We start from the raw sequence: 13,455 nt of genomic DNA on the forward strand, positions 1-13,455 counted from the left end.
TGAATCAATTATTTCATATATTCATATTTTTGAATAGTTATTTTCAGAGACTTGAAAATCTCGATGGTTTTGTGGTTTTTATGTCTGTGCTTGTTATGTAAAAAACCTTCGCATTCGATTCAAATCGCGTGACTGTCATGCCGGACTTGATTCCAATCCGGGCCGGAATAATTTTCTTGACCGTTTTAGTTTGGCACTCCCTTCTCCCGCAATCGGGAGAAGGGCTGGGGATGAGGGACGCTCAGATTCGGATGACGTTTTTCAATGCACAAACATCTAAAATTTTGTCGTGTTTTGTGACAGTCAAATACGGTGCTGTCGCCGAACTACCCTCACCCTAACCCTCTCCCGCAAGCGGGAGAGGGGATATTTACGCCCACCACTCACTTAGGGTTTGGGGAGGTAGAACTATCAGATATAAACTTCAGGTCAGAAGCAGATCTGATTGTAGCCGTGCTTCCACAAAGTAATTAGCTCGTCACAAATATTCAATATCGTGCTCCGTCAGCAGGATTGCTGCAATCGGCTTGTTTGCTTATGTATTGCCGGTGCGATTAGTTGCGATTAAATACAAGTGAGGAAACATAATGAACAATGAAATTGAAAATCGTAAATTTGAACGTACTCAATTTTTCTTGGTGCAGAAAGAAAAAGATTTTTTGCCGGTCTGGGTATTTAAGCCAGAAGATAATCCTAGCGGTATCGCGGGCGTGTTAGTTGATGTGAGTGAAGGTGGCCTGCAAATCCTCACTCAAAAAGTGGAGTCAGTCACAGGGCAGCGATTTGAGATGTCCCTAATTAATCAGATTGGTGGCGACGAGACTCGATTGCCACCAGGTACGATTGATTTGGTGTGGAGTAATGATGTTGGTAGTACTTACACAAAGTGTGGATTTACTTTTAGCTCTTACTCGGGTGACGAAATCGCTCTGTTGATTGCACATAACAGCGATGAAGGAGACAAATTTATGCGATGTATTTTGAGAGAATCGTCTATCGCTAATCCTACTTTGGTATGATGAGAAGACCTCTTCTCAACTAGGATAAACATGCTCTCATGGCGTTGGTTCTTTGTCGCATTGATCGTGGTTGGTGCTTGGTATCAATTTCAACAACGTGCACAAAAACCTATACACCATTCGAACGGTGTTTTGGTACAGCGCGACCCTGTGCAAAACATGCTTGATCATGGTGAGGTTTGGCAGAAAGATCATTATACAATTAAGGCTTTAGCAGACTTCGATATAGAGGCACGTGTATTGTCCAAAGAATTGTATTCTAGCGGACGCGAGGCCGATCTTTCTACTGTGGATTTAGCTCTTGGTTGGGGATCTATGTCTGATTCTGAGGTTTTGTCTGCCTTGCGCATTTCTCAGGGCAATCGATTCTATTCTTATCGCTGGGAAAACGAAGCACCGCTTCCGCCGGCAGAGATCGCGAGACATAGCGCTAATATGCATATGATTCCGGCGAATGCCCAGATTGAAAGAACATTGAAAGAGGTTAGGATCGGTCAAATCATTCGATTGCGCGGAAAGCTGGTCGCTGTGAGTGCACCTGATGGTTGGCGTTGGCAGTCTTCACTGACCCGTGATGATACCGGCGCTGGCGCTTGCGAGTTATTCAGAGTTGAGAGCGCGGAGATGCGTTGAGTGGTCTTTTTGCGATTTCTGTATAGACAAAAAATTAAACGGAAAATTTACGTCTGCAAGCCAATTAGCGAGACATCAAAAAGTGACTTCATCACGCCGATTGTTGCGTATGTCTTCATGCGTGCTTAATCAAATTGCCAAGTTAACCTCGACATCTTTTTCTCATACACGATCGAACTTCGTATCACTCTTTGTTCGCGTCGTTTCGCAAATGCCCATGCCGCCGCTCGCATTTATCATGGCAGGTTGTGCGAGTTAGTTGCTCGCACGCACTGTGAATGATTCACGACACCAGATTGGTAGTGGATTCTTTGCATTGCTTAATTCAACTCAAAGCGCGTTCATCCTCACGCAAAGTCAAAACCCGCACACCATCACTTGTCACTGCCACTGTATGTTCAAACTGCGCAGACAGTTTGCCATCAACCGTGACGACCGACCAGCCGTCATCTTCAGTGTGTACCGCATTCCCGCCTTGATTGATCATAGGCTCGATGGTGAATACCATGCCTTCGCGCAAAAGTAATCCAGTCCGTGGTTTGCCCCAATGCAGAACCTCTGGTGCTTCATGCATTTCGCGGCCTATGCCGTGACCACAATATTCGCGCACTACCGAGTAACCGTTTTTACGTGCATGGTTTTCTATCGCAAAACCGATATCACCAAGGCGTGCACCCGGACGCACGGCTTTGATACCTTTCCACAGGGCTTCATACGTCACTTGTACTAAACGTTGTGCTGCTTTGGAGACTTCACCGATGAGATAAGTCTTGCTGGAATCTGCGATGTAACCATGCTTCTCTAAGGTGATATCGAAATTCACGATATCGCCATTTTGCAAAATGTCGGCAGACGAGGGCACGCCGTGGCACACGACTTTGTTACGCGATGAATTTAAGGCATACGCATAACCGTACTGGCCCTTACTCGCAGGGCGCGCCTGCAATTCGTGCACGATGTAATGGTCGACTAGATCGTTGACCTGCATGGTCGACATGCCGATTAAATTCAATTGATCGAGGTGACTAAAAACCCGCGCCAATAACTTGCCGGATTCCGCCATCAAAGCGATTTCTTCCGGTTGCTTGATGATGGTATTGCTCATGTCGCTGCAACCCTGAGTGCCTTGGTCTCGACGCCTGCGGCTTGCATCTCTTGCGCAATGATCTGATTAAAACTCATGGTCGGATTCATCTCGCACAGCATCCCAATCTTGATCCAAAAAGCCGCTTGCGCATTGATCGAACGACAGCCCACTGCGCTCGCCTTGCGCATTTGATCGTGCAATTCGTCGTCGATATTGACGATACCCATAGAATTCCCTCAAAGTTACAGACTATATGAAACGTATATGAAGTATATATTTAATTGGCAGCAAAGCGCAAGTACCTATCCTCGAATGGATTCATCGGAATGGTCAAATGGCGTCGGCATCTTGCCACAAAGTGGCGCTAATAAAGAGAGTAAAAATGTCGCCGCGCGTAGATAAAAACCTTATCCATTTGTTTTTCATTGATAGAATGGGAATCAAGCTAGGAGAGAGGAATTTGTTCTCGCTTCCTTTGTCTGAGCCCCGTTACGCATCGTCCTTAGTCACGATAGTTAGGAGAAACACATGAGCAAACAGATTTACCTTAACCTCCCAGTTGCCGACCTCCCAAAATCGATAGCCTTTTTTAAGGCACTTGGATTTGAAAACAATCCGCAGTTTTCTAGCGATAGTGGTGCCTGCGTCATTATCAGCGACACGATTTTTGTCATGTTGTGTACACGGGAAAGATTTCGGGACTTCACACCAAAAGCGATTTGCGATACCAGCACAACGGTGGAAATGCTGATCAATCTCTGCTGTGAGAGTCGTGATGAAGTCGATAGTCTTGTAGCCAAGGCGCTTGCTGCGGGTGGTACGACTTATGATCAAGCAGAGGATCTAGGCTTTATGTATTCGCATAGTTTCGTCGATCCTGACGGCCATGGTTGGGGACTCTTCCATATCGCTGGCACGCCAAGTTAGACATCACTTATCCGATTCCACGACGACGCTGAACCGTAGGCTGTTGGGAAGTTAGGTAGCTACCATCTATGAAATTTTTTCTAAAATTTTTTTTACTCTTTATTTCGTCTTTGTCTTTCGCATCGTTTCCACTTACAGCGTCCCTTAGGGAGATGGCAAGTGCAGCCGATCACATCTTTATTGGTTCAGTGATTAATGTAGAAATGATCGATAGCGAGGGGCGACAAATTGACGATTTGAATGTAATGACTGGACCTGGATCAAAAAATCTAATCCGACTACAAGTTAAAGTGGAAAAAGTACTCGTATCAAGCGGTAAAAACGTTCCAAATACACTTTATATTCCTTTAGATCCATTCTTACATTTCAGTTTAGGACAGATAAAGGAAGCTGAATCGCACCATTCAAATAGCCGTTTGTTTTTTTTGAAAGGCGCGGAATTTTTACCAATTAAGACAGGTGTATTCGCCCGCAATCTTTCAGATAAGAAAGAGGCAATACGAATTTATAGGGCTACGCATAAGTAATTTTTTAGAATTTATTTTGCAGCTTCTCGACTTTATGACGTACAGCGAAGCATAATTGGAGGTATAAATGAGTGTCGCCTATTACATAGTGCCAGAACGTGAAATTGAAGGCTTTGATCATTTTGTGAATGGCAAAGCACTCGGACATGCCGATGAAGACACCTTGAATCATTTATGTGAGGAACTCAGCGTGCAGTCTATTCTGTCCTTCATTAGTCAAGATCCTGAAGAACTTGCAGACTTCATGGAAGACGAAGGTATCGAGATGCCGGCAGAGTTGCCCGAGACTCGGTGGTTCGATGCGACAGTGGGTCTTGCAACTGTGCGTGCATTGGCTGTACATCTTGAAAACAATCCTGATGCATTGAAAGATGCCAGCAATTTGGTCGAAGATCTGCGTGAATATGAAAATGTGCTTGAGCGTTTTGAGCAAGAAAAAGTGCGTTGGTATTTAGGCTTGGATTTTTAAAATCGCGTGAAAGGTCCTAATATTCGCCATTAGATTGTCCGGGAATCCGCATGAGCCTAAGTTTAAATTTGAAATGGCGCATCTAAAATTTCAAGCAATATGCACAATCAACTTGTCTGCCTAACTGAAAATCTGGAGCGCGTTAGTGTCTGTGGATTTTCGTTCTAATTGTCGACATCACAGGTAGAAAATGCCGCAACGTTTTTTTGACACGAGCTGTCATCAATGTGGATGCGATTTAAATAGCCCATAAGTTCTTTTCTTCTCCCGCTGAGACAATTGCGTAACCACTTTCGATGACACACCGCAGTGGTTTGTGTACGCCAGAACACAGACCAAAATTCTTCCCAACGTGCATAGTCTCCTTTGAATCTCGAATCAGCGATTGCATAGGCAATTGAAAAAGCGATTAGATAAGCGATCGCACAATCTTGATCGAATAACTTCTAAAAGGAAGCTTGTGTATATCCTCGTGGCATTCTTGAGTCTGGCGAAGGCATGAGCGCTCACTACCATAGTCGCGGGGGCATAGCGTCGCGTGCTGCGCCAGGAACTTTCACTGCTATCTTGACTGCTGGCCTGAGCTTGCTGATTTTATCTGGTTGTACATCCTTAATGAGCAAGAACCCCGGACTTGAACTCGAAGCCGCACAGCGGATTATTCCTTCAGTGTGGTCCAGATCGATTGCGAGTGATTATTCGCTCGCGAGACCGAGTACTTTGCCCGCGGATTGGTGGCTGGGATTTCAAGATCCATTGATGAGTACTTTGATCGTGCAAGCGATGGAGAATAATACTAGTGTTTTGATTGCGCAAGCGAGTCTGCGTCAATCGCGGGCTTTGCGTGACGTGGCTGCTGCTGCGTTGTTACCAGTCGTCGCCGGATCGGCAATGGCGAAACATTCGATTGTTGGTGGCAAAAGTAGCGGCAATCAATTTGCGCTTGGTTTTGATGCCAATTGGGAGTTGGATATTTTTGGTGTTAATCGTCATGCCCTGACCGTGAGCGAAGCGAGTCTTGCCGCAAGTAGTGCTAGCTTGGCGGATGTGAAAACCTCCATCGCAGCCGAAGTGGCGCTCGATTATATTTTGCTGCGCGGATCGCAAAGCAGATTATTCATCGCTAGAGAAAATTTGACGAGTCAACGCGCAACCTTAGAAATCACCGATTGGCGTCAGCAGGCGGGTCTGGTCAGTGCTCTACAAGTCGAGCAAGCAAAGACAATTGTCGCGCAGACCACCGCGCAGTTAGCGGCGCTGCAAACCAGCATTGTGCAAACCTGTCATGCAATTGCCGTACTGATAGGGCAGTCACCAGCGTCCTTGGTGAATACGCTTGCATCGGAAGCGCCTGTGCCACGACCGATGCAGACGATCGTACTGAGCATTCCTGCGGAGACTCTGCGCCAACGTCCAGATGTTCGTGTCGCCGAGGAGCAAGTGCGAGCTGCAATTGCCCGTGTGTCGCAGGCTGACGCAATGCGTATGCCTAGCTTTAATATTGGCGGCTCCTTCGGCTTAAGCGCCATGTCGCTCAGTGCACTTGGTAACAGCAGCGCGATAGTCAGCAGTTTACTGGCGGGTGTCTCGTTGCCCATCTTCAACGGCGGCGCTTTGCGTGCGCAAGTTCAGGCACAAGAAGCGGCACTTGATCAGGCGAACGCTGTCTATCACGCCAATATCTTGATCGCCCTGAGTGAGACTGAAAATGCTTTAGTCGCCTTACACAATGATCGTCAGCGCTTGTTCGCGATGCAGCAGGCAGCCGACGCCGCGAGTCAGGCCGCACAGCTTGCGCGTCAACTTTTTGGTGCCGGTTTAGTCGATTTCCAAGTGGTGAATGAAACTCAGCGAACACAGTTCAGTACACAGGACAATGTCGCGGTCGCAAATACAGATCTCAGCGCCGACCATGTGCGTCTATACAAAGCGTTGGGCGGTGGTTGGCGTTCTAACTGATGAAATGGATGCAGCCGGTTTGGCTGGGTCAGCAGTATTCAAGGCATTCGTGATGAAACAACAAGGAAACAATAAGGAAACGACAGCGATGAGTAAGGTGAATTCGACGGGAAATGAACAAACCAGTGACACGGGTGAGGTCGGTGTTCCGGAGCATAAAAGTGCGGACGTCGAAATTGCAAGTCTACTGGGTGAGCCTGAGGCCCGTGTTTGGTACCGCAGATCGTCGATCTGGATAGGTTTGGTGTTGGCATTGTTGCTGGGTGCCGGTATTTGGTATTGGTTGGTGCAGAAAGCGGCTAACGATTTGCCTGTTTATACAACGCAGACTGTCGGGCGTGGCAATCTCACCGTGACAGTCACAGCGAATGGCACGCTACAGCCAACCCGGTCTATTAATATTGGTAGTGAATTGTCAGGCTCAGTATTGAAAGTGCATGTCGATGTAAATGATTATGTGAAAAAAGGGCAGGTGCTGGTCGAGCTCGATGCGGCGAAGTTACGTGATCAAATCTTACGGTCGAACGCCGCGCTGGCGGCAGCGCAGGCAAAGGTCTTGCAAACCGCTGCCACGGTGAAAGAGTCCAACGCCATGTTGGCAAGACTAGAGAGTGTCGCGCGTTTGTCTGGCGGCAAGGTCCCAGCACAGACAGAGCTTGATTCCGGGCGTGCGACGCGCGACCGAGCGATCGCTGATGAGCACAGCGCGCTGGCGAATGTGCAAGATGCCAAAGCCGCCTCATCAACGGATCAAATTACTTTATCCAAGTCTTCCATCCGCGCTCCTGCCGACGGCGTGGTGCTTACCCGGAATGTTGATCCCGGCAACGCAGTGGCAGCATCCTTGCAAGCCGTGACGCTTTTTACCATCGCAGAAGATTTGGCTAAACTACGTTTGTGGGTGTATGTGGATGAGGCCGACGTTGGCGCAGTCAAGTTGGGTCAGGAAGCGCTTTTTACAGTCAGTGCCTATCCTTCCCGCCAATTCCCCGCGCACATTACACGGATAGGCCGTGGCTCCACCATTACCGACAATGTCGTGACTTACCTTACCTATCTGGATGTCAATAATCAAGACTTGAGCCTGCGCCCCGGTATGACAGCCACGGCAATGATTACTGCAACGAAAAGAACGGATGTCTTGCTGGTGCCAAATGCTGCACTCCGCTTCACGCCCGGCACGCAAAAGAATGCGGCACAGGGGAAGAGCATGGCCTCTGGTTTGTTGCCCCGCATGCCAGGGAATAACACGCGCCGCCCTGCGGCGACTAGTGCAAGTACGGCCTTGGCAAAGCAAGTTTGGATAGAGTCAACAGACACTCGTAGTGGCGCAACGGGAACCGCCGTCGCGGTTGCTGTGATCCTTGGTATTAGCGACGGACGTATGACAGAAATCGTTGGCGGCGACTTGCGCGTGGGAATGCGGGTTATTACGGGTCAAAAATCAACGGTGCAGCCATGAGCTTACCCGTTCCGCTCATCAGTTTGCGTGGGGTGACCAAAGTCTACGGCAGTGGGCAGAATCAACTGCTGGCGTTAAAAGGAATTGATCTCGATATTCAACAAGGAGAATTTGTTGCCATCATGGGACCGAGTGGTTCAGGGAAATCAACAGTGATGAATATACTTGGCTGCTTAGATACGCCTAGCCAAGGTCAATACTTATTCAAAGGCGCGCACGTCGAATCGCTGACGCGGGATCAACGCGCTCGATTGCGCCGCCAATATTTGGGTTTTGTCTTTCAAGGATTTAACTTGTTGGCACGCACTTCTGCACAAGAGAATGTCGAGCTGCCTTTGTTGTATCGCGGCGATGATATCAGTGTGCGTCGTGAGGCTGCCGCAATGGCGCTGAAATCGGTGGGACTCGCAGGTTGGGAGCGTCACACTCCCTCAGAATTATCTGGTGGACAGCAACAGCGTGTCGCCATCGCCCGCGCCATCGTCACCGCACCGGCGGTGGTCTTGGCCGATGAACCGACCGGCAATTTAGATACTCGACGCAGTCATGAAATTATGGGATTGCTGCTGGCTTTGAATCGCGATCATGGCATTACCGTGTTGATGGTGACGCATGAACCAGATATGGCAGCGTATGCACATCGACTAGTGCATTTTGTGGATGGCGGTATCGCGCAAGATCGCGTGAATCCCCACCCTATTACTAGTGAACAGGGTGTGATTCCAACCGCCACGGAAAACTAGAATGCTGCGTAGGGGATTGGTTCAAAAACATTGGTAGTTTGCCTGATGCAGCTCAATGGAAAAACCGCGTTGGTCTTACCAAGCACGCGCAATAAGCTTCGGTCAACCAGCGTCGAAAACAAGATCACCTTGATGAGCATGATTCATTTCTGTTGCTGTGCCACTTACTGTAAGAAAGTAGCTGATGTTATATAGCGTCTTTATGCTCGCAATTCATTCAGTCCAGCGCAATATTCTGCGCTCGTTTCTGACTATCCTTGGCATTGTGATTGGTGTCAGTGCAGTGATTACGATGGTCACGTTGGGGAATGGCGCGACGCAAGCGATTAAAACGCAAATTTCGAGCTTGGGAACCAATCTACTAATGGTACGACCCGGTCAACGAAGTTTTGGTGGTGGCGGCGGTGGCGGTGTACCACAATTTACCGAGGCCGATGCCGCGGCGATTGCAGCGCAGATCGGTGGCGTCGCGGTCGCCGCGCCACAAGGGAGCGCGAGTGTAACGGTCGTCGCGAACGGACGTAACTGGGCGACTGGTGTCACTGGCAGCAGCAATGATTGGTTCATTACTGGCAATTGGAAGTTAGCCAGTGGACGCGTATTTGATGCCGATGAACTCGGCGCAGGATCGGCGGTGTGTGTGATCGGCGAAACAGTGAGGCGTGAACTCTTCGGCGGCGCGGCAGGGCAACTGGGACTCGGTGAGCAACTGCGGGTGAAACAATTTTCTTGTGAAGTGATTGGAATCCTCGCATCCAAAGGACAAGGCGGAATGGGGGATCAGGACGATGTAGTGGTGGTTCCTCTGCATACCTTGCAACGACGCGTCACCGGCAGTCGCAAAGTCAATACTTTACTAGTTTCCATGGGAGATGGCGTCGACAGCGCCCCACTGAAAGCCAGCTTGCGTCAGTTACTGCGTGAACGTAGAAAGTTATCCGAAAATGACGACGATAATTTTAATATTTTTGACACGCAGCAATTGGCGGAAACCTTATCCAGCACAACACAAGTCCTCACAACCTTACTAGGTGCTGTCGCCGCAGTCAGTCTCTTAGTGGGCGGCATAGGCATTATGAATATCATGTTGGTCAGTGTCACCGAACGCACCCGCGAAATTGGCTTGCGCCTTGCAGTCGGTGCATTGGAAAGAGAAGTGCTGCTGCAATTTCTGATTGAGGCTGTTGTCTTGTCTGCGCTCGGTGGCGTAGTGGGCATTCTCATCGCCACCTTGGCGTCGTTTGGATTGGCTAGCGTAATGGGTGTGCCATATGAATTTGATCCTGTTATTAACCTGATTTCTTTGTTATTCTCGGCAGCGATTGGTATGGTATTCGGTTATTTTCCCGCGCGTCGCGCTGCGCAATTAGATCCTATCGAGGCGCTGAGGCACGAGTAAGAAAATGGCACCACATTGCACCGGAAATGTAAGTGGATAATACACGGTCCGATTTGACCAGCGGCACTCTGGCCGCCAGTCACCTTCGCTTAGTCTGTCTCGATGATCACCTTGAGCGCATGTGTGTCTGCAGCATGGGCAAAAGTTTCGTAGGCGTCGAGAATCTGGTCTAGCTTAAAATGGTGGGTAATTAAACGTTGCGGTTCTATCTTGTTCGCTTCCAGAGATTTTAGAAGCATGGGTGTGCTGACGGTATCAACTAATCGTGTCGTGATCGTGATGTTCTTATCCCAGAGATTTTCTAAATGAAGATCCACTTTCGTTCCATGTACGCCGATATTCGCAATGGTGCCACCCGCGCCTATGATTTTTTCACAAAGCTCAAAGCTCGCGGGTATGCCTACAGCCTCAATTGCCGTATCCACGCCGCGACCTTTGGTGTACGCCATGACTGCCTCGGTGGCCTTGCCGTCCGAGCTATTGAAGCATGCACTTGCACCAAACTGCTTAGCGATGTCTAAGCGATTCTGATTGAGATCGATCATGATGATTTCGGCGGGAGAGTAAAATTGGGAGGTCAATAGTGCAGCAAGTCCTATGGGGCCCGCGCCGACTATGGCGACCGTGCTGCCGGGCTGTACTTTGCCGTTCAAGACGCCGCATTCAAAGCCGGTCGGCAAGATATCACTGAGCATGACCAGCGCTTCTTCATCGGCACCAACAGGGATTGGGTACAGACTATTATCCGCATAAGGAATGCGCACAAATTCGGCTTGCGTGCCATCGATTGTGTTGCCGAGTATCCACCCACCCGTCGTACAATGCGAGAACATGAGTTTACGACAGTACTCACATTTGCCACAGGCGCTAATGCAGGAAATTAAAACGTGGTCACCCGCTTTAAAAGTACTGACCGCGCTTCCTACTTCGACAATGACACCGACACCTTCATGTCCCAAAATGCGACCAGGTTCACAACTAGGCACGTCCCCCTTTAAGATGTGTAAATCGGTTCCGCAAATCGTTGTTTTACTGATTTTTACGATGGCGTCGCCGGGATGGAGGATCACGGGTTGAGGACGCTGCGCTAACGATTTCTTGCCTGGGCCTTGGTAAATAAATGCTTTCATGAGACACTTTCTGCGAGGTTAAATGCGCCGCATCAATGGTGAATTTGAGGTTTCTAATTCTGAACTCCTCAAACTCCTGATCTTTCAGATTGATAGAGAACGGCGGTATGTTGCAGAGCCCATGATTCACGCAGGCGGAACTCCAATCAGTGCGTTAGAACACTTTATTGACAAAGAATTGCCGCTGAAGCTCATTTCAATTTGTCGTTGTGGCGACATCATGCGGTAAGCTTGCTCAGGTCTTGGTGAATATGCGTTTAAACACGTGGAGCTCGTGAAGTGGCGAAGGCTAGACACCTTGTAAGAAGATACGATAGACGTAGGGGGAAATTTCCATCAAGAGTCAATTCATATCGCTGGCTGCCTGCCTGCGATTTTCAGGATGACGCTAAATGGAGAGCGTAACAGATCGAAATCTGGTGAACTTATTACGACAATTTGAAGTTACAAATTTATGCTGCGTTTAATTAATAAAATCGTCTATGCGATTGGTGTGCTAACTCTACTAATGGTGGTGTATGCGAGCCTATTTTTCGCATTTTCTCACTATGTTATTTATCCTTATGAACGTGAAAATTTTTTCCAACAGCATGTTTCAAGACCAGTCTATAACATCATCTTTTACCCATTACGATGGTTCGTAGCGAATGGTTCTTCATTTAATGCTCAGCAGTTAAAAGTACATCATGGTCGACTCAAGTTAGCAGAGATGGACGAAGAGGATCAAGAAATGCGCTCTGCGGAAATTGAGACATTTGATGGAGCTGAAATTCATATTGGTTTTACAGGAAGTCCACCTGCGTTGACATTATTTGATGAAGTGAAGCCAGAACAATTCGTAAAAATGAACTTCGGCGTAGCTTTGTCAAAGTCGAGTGATAGCTTTATCAACCGTTTGATTGATATTGAAGTTATTGAATTGATCGAAGATCCGCGAATTAAATTTGAGAAAATTTCCGAGGAAGAAGATGCGAAAATACATCAGTTATTTAATGAGTTGAACGGAAAATCTAAGGAGTGCACAGACAAATTTGTTCAGAATTATCAGGCGCTTGTATTGAAACATTGTTTGCAGGCAGGTTATGCGGAAGACATCGGTGGAGGTTGCTACCATATCGTTGGACGTACATTGCATACTGGTGTATTTAAGGAAGCACTTAAAGTTTGCGAAGTAAAAAAATATGAGATGTTGAAAGGTTGAAACGAAGAATACTAAACCATTGGTCAATCGTAAGTTTTATTACTTGCCGTGTTTTTACATTTATTTGGTCTTAAAAGACGGAGTGTTGATGAAATATTTTACAAAAGACTGGTGGGAAAGTGGCTGCGAAAATGCGCAGCAATTGTTTGTAAAATACGACGCTTACCTCGCATCTATAAAAGATCAACTCCCAAAAAGATTAGTTCAATTCAATGAATTTCATACTCTGCACGATGCTGAAATAAAGCGCGTCACGTTTTCGCAAGCGGACGCTAAATTGAATTTGGAATTTCTTGGTTGGGATAGTGCATTTCAATTTCCTGTCCGGTATCAGCTGCAGTTTCTTAGTGTTTCACGATTTGAACAAGTTTTCCCGCAAGTAGACTATGTTGAGCAAGAACTTGGCGATCTTGGTTATTGGGAGTATGAAAAAATGTCTGAAGGAATTGAGATGCGTATGTTGTTTGTGTCGGGTGCGCAGTTTATTGTTTTGTTTTCGGGGTTTGAGTTTTCTTGGGAACAGATTGATGGGAAACAAGGTGATTGAAGTTGTTGATTGTGGACGAACGATGAATTTCGATGTGTTGAAACGAGGCATTGGTCCTCTAATCGGCCATAATTTCAAGTCGCCGCACTACAAATTTTGGCCTTGGGAGGAAAGAAATTTTTGACGTTATTTTTCTTTTTACATCCATTATTTATACGTGGTTTAGAGCTGGTCAGGTAGCATTTATGAAGACATTCAAATACTTCATCATTTTTGGAATTTTATCGGTATCAGCTAATAGTCAAGCAAACGTTGACCACATTATTTCAATAAAAAAGGATGGAACTTTAGAGGGGGAGAATGTATTTTCCGTATAAGATACTATTCGATGCCTAACTTGGAATCAATAAAG

Annotated in this window: 16 protein-coding genes; 13 read left to right on the forward strand and 3 right to left on the reverse strand. The window is 47.3% G+C overall.

The genetic code is table 11. The features are described from left to right. Window positions 1-587 precede the first annotated feature (587 nt). Entirely contained in the window at window positions 588-1,019 is a 432-nt protein-coding gene (locus ACO0KW_RS13045) for a PilZ domain-containing protein (protein WP_423053577.1), read from the forward strand. 30 nt (window positions 1,020-1,049) lie between these two features. Beyond that, complete coding sequence (locus ACO0KW_RS13050; protein WP_423053578.1) at window positions 1,050-1,652, forward strand: hypothetical protein; 603 nt, start codon at window positions 1,050-1,052, stop codon at window positions 1,650-1,652. 325 nt (window positions 1,653-1,977) lie between these two features. Here ACO0KW_RS13050 and map read toward each other — a convergent pair whose 3' ends face one another. Together map and ACO0KW_RS13060 are read right to left on the reverse strand one after the other, a co-directional pair. Then, the gene (gene map, locus ACO0KW_RS13055; protein ID WP_423054666.1) at window positions 1,978-2,745 is read right to left on the reverse strand and encodes a type I methionyl aminopeptidase; all 768 of its coding nucleotides are present in this window, start codon (window positions 2,743-2,745) and stop codon (window positions 1,978-1,980) included. 8 nt (window positions 2,746-2,753) lie between these two features. Next, a complete protein-coding gene (locus ACO0KW_RS13060; protein ID WP_423053580.1) occupies window positions 2,754-2,966 on the reverse strand; it encodes a ParD-like family protein in 213 nt (70 codons plus the stop codon). Between the two features lie 37 nt (window positions 2,967-3,003). On the opposite strand from ACO0KW_RS13060, the gene ACO0KW_RS13065 reads away from it, so the two are divergent. From ACO0KW_RS13065 to ACO0KW_RS13100, 8 genes are all read left to right on the forward strand, one after another. Beyond that, window positions 3,004-3,141, forward strand: coding sequence for a hypothetical protein (locus ACO0KW_RS13065; protein ID WP_423053581.1), 138 nt, complete (start codon window positions 3,004-3,006; stop codon window positions 3,139-3,141). 126 nt (window positions 3,142-3,267) lie between these two features. After that, complete coding sequence (locus ACO0KW_RS13070; RefSeq protein ID WP_423053582.1) at window positions 3,268-3,666, forward strand: VOC family protein; 399 nt, start codon at window positions 3,268-3,270, stop codon at window positions 3,664-3,666. Window positions 3,667-3,818: 152 nt separating this feature from the next. After that, window positions 3,819-4,193 carry a hypothetical protein gene (locus ACO0KW_RS13075; RefSeq protein ID WP_423053583.1) on the forward strand — a complete coding sequence of 125 codons (375 nt, stop codon included), beginning with the start codon at window positions 3,819-3,821 and terminating at the stop codon, window positions 4,191-4,193. A gap of 67 nt (window positions 4,194-4,260) precedes the next feature. Next, complete coding sequence (locus tag ACO0KW_RS13080; protein ID WP_423053584.1) at window positions 4,261-4,662, forward strand: hypothetical protein; 402 nt, start codon at window positions 4,261-4,263, stop codon at window positions 4,660-4,662. A 498-nt stretch (window positions 4,663-5,160) separates the two neighbouring features. Continuing rightward, the gene (locus ACO0KW_RS13085; RefSeq protein WP_423053586.1) at window positions 5,161-6,621 is read left to right on the forward strand and encodes an efflux transporter outer membrane subunit; all 1,461 of its coding nucleotides are present in this window, start codon (window positions 5,161-5,163) and stop codon (window positions 6,619-6,621) included. Further along, window positions 6,575-8,083, forward strand: a complete 1,509-nt coding sequence (locus tag ACO0KW_RS13090) for an efflux RND transporter periplasmic adaptor subunit (protein ID WP_423053587.1) — start codon at window positions 6,575-6,577, stop codon at window positions 8,081-8,083. Before ACO0KW_RS13085 ends, ACO0KW_RS13090 begins: the two co-directional genes overlap by 47 nt. Next, the gene (locus ACO0KW_RS13095; RefSeq protein WP_423053588.1) at window positions 8,080-8,826 is read left to right on the forward strand and encodes an ABC transporter ATP-binding protein; all 747 of its coding nucleotides are present in this window, start codon (window positions 8,080-8,082) and stop codon (window positions 8,824-8,826) included. The genes ACO0KW_RS13090 and ACO0KW_RS13095 overlap by 4 nt, the downstream gene beginning before the upstream one ends. A gap of 184 nt (window positions 8,827-9,010) precedes the next feature. Continuing rightward, complete coding sequence (locus tag ACO0KW_RS13100) at window positions 9,011-10,225, forward strand: ABC transporter permease (RefSeq protein WP_423053590.1); 1,215 nt, start codon at window positions 9,011-9,013, stop codon at window positions 10,223-10,225. 89 nt (window positions 10,226-10,314) lie between these two features. Here ACO0KW_RS13100 and ACO0KW_RS13105 read toward each other — a convergent pair whose 3' ends face one another. Beyond that, the gene (locus tag ACO0KW_RS13105) at window positions 10,315-11,355 is read right to left on the reverse strand and encodes a zinc-dependent alcohol dehydrogenase family protein (protein ID WP_423053591.1); all 1,041 of its coding nucleotides are present in this window, start codon (window positions 11,353-11,355) and stop codon (window positions 10,315-10,317) included. A gap of 22 nt (window positions 11,356-11,377) precedes the next feature. On the opposite strand from ACO0KW_RS13105, the gene ACO0KW_RS13110 reads away from it, so the two are divergent. The 3 genes from ACO0KW_RS13110 (at window position 11,378) to ACO0KW_RS13120 (ending at window position 13,103) form a co-directional block, all read left to right on the forward strand. Next, window positions 11,378-11,584 carry a hypothetical protein gene (locus ACO0KW_RS13110; protein ID WP_423053592.1) on the forward strand — a complete coding sequence of 69 codons (207 nt, stop codon included), beginning with the start codon at window positions 11,378-11,380 and terminating at the stop codon, window positions 11,582-11,584. A 225-nt stretch (window positions 11,585-11,809) separates the two neighbouring features. Further along, the gene (locus tag ACO0KW_RS13115; protein WP_423053593.1) at window positions 11,810-12,556 is read left to right on the forward strand and encodes a hypothetical protein; all 747 of its coding nucleotides are present in this window, start codon (window positions 11,810-11,812) and stop codon (window positions 12,554-12,556) included. Window positions 12,557-12,644: 88 nt separating this feature from the next. Beyond that, window positions 12,645-13,103, forward strand: coding sequence for a DUF4085 family protein (locus ACO0KW_RS13120; protein ID WP_423053595.1), 459 nt, complete (start codon window positions 12,645-12,647; stop codon window positions 13,101-13,103). Window positions 13,104-13,455: the final 352 nt, after the last annotated feature.

Origin of the sequence: Undibacterium sp. Ji22W (assembly GCF_049340305.1) — a bacterium.
GTDB lineage: Bacteria > Pseudomonadota > Gammaproteobacteria > Burkholderiales > Burkholderiaceae_D > Undibacterium.

Excerpts from the sequence above, each read along its gene's own strand:
- ACO0KW_RS13045 (WP_423053577.1), top strand. The coding sequence starts at position 588 with ATGAACAATGAAATTGAAAATCGTAAATTTGAACGTACTCAATTTTTC.
- ACO0KW_RS13050 (WP_423053578.1), top strand. The coding sequence starts at position 1,050 with ATGCTCTCATGGCGTTGGTTCTTTGTCGCATTGATCGTGGTTGGTGCT.
- ACO0KW_RS13060 (WP_423053580.1), bottom strand. The coding sequence starts at position 2,966 with ATGGGTATCGTCAATATCGACGACGAATTGCACGATCAAATGCGCAAG.
- ACO0KW_RS13065 (WP_423053581.1), top strand. The coding sequence starts at position 3,004 with ATGAAGTATATATTTAATTGGCAGCAAAGCGCAAGTACCTATCCTCGA.
- ACO0KW_RS13070 (WP_423053582.1), top strand. The coding sequence starts at position 3,268 with ATGAGCAAACAGATTTACCTTAACCTCCCAGTTGCCGACCTCCCAAAA.
- ACO0KW_RS13075 (WP_423053583.1), top strand. The coding sequence starts at position 3,819 with ATGGCAAGTGCAGCCGATCACATCTTTATTGGTTCAGTGATTAATGTA.
- ACO0KW_RS13080 (WP_423053584.1), top strand. The coding sequence starts at position 4,261 with ATGAGTGTCGCCTATTACATAGTGCCAGAACGTGAAATTGAAGGCTTT.
- ACO0KW_RS13085 (WP_423053586.1), top strand. The coding sequence starts at position 5,161 with ATGAGCGCTCACTACCATAGTCGCGGGGGCATAGCGTCGCGTGCTGCG.
- ACO0KW_RS13090 (WP_423053587.1), top strand. The coding sequence starts at position 6,575 with ATGTGCGTCTATACAAAGCGTTGGGCGGTGGTTGGCGTTCTAACTGAT.
- ACO0KW_RS13095 (WP_423053588.1), top strand. The coding sequence starts at position 8,080 with ATGAGCTTACCCGTTCCGCTCATCAGTTTGCGTGGGGTGACCAAAGTC.
- ACO0KW_RS13100 (WP_423053590.1), top strand. The coding sequence starts at position 9,011 with ATGTTATATAGCGTCTTTATGCTCGCAATTCATTCAGTCCAGCGCAAT.
- ACO0KW_RS13105 (WP_423053591.1), bottom strand. The coding sequence starts at position 11,355 with ATGAAAGCATTTATTTACCAAGGCCCAGGCAAGAAATCGTTAGCGCAG.
- ACO0KW_RS13110 (WP_423053592.1), top strand. The coding sequence starts at position 11,378 with ATGCGCCGCATCAATGGTGAATTTGAGGTTTCTAATTCTGAACTCCTC.
- ACO0KW_RS13115 (WP_423053593.1), top strand. The coding sequence starts at position 11,810 with ATGCTGCGTTTAATTAATAAAATCGTCTATGCGATTGGTGTGCTAACT.
- ACO0KW_RS13120 (WP_423053595.1), top strand. The coding sequence starts at position 12,645 with ATGAAATATTTTACAAAAGACTGGTGGGAAAGTGGCTGCGAAAATGCG.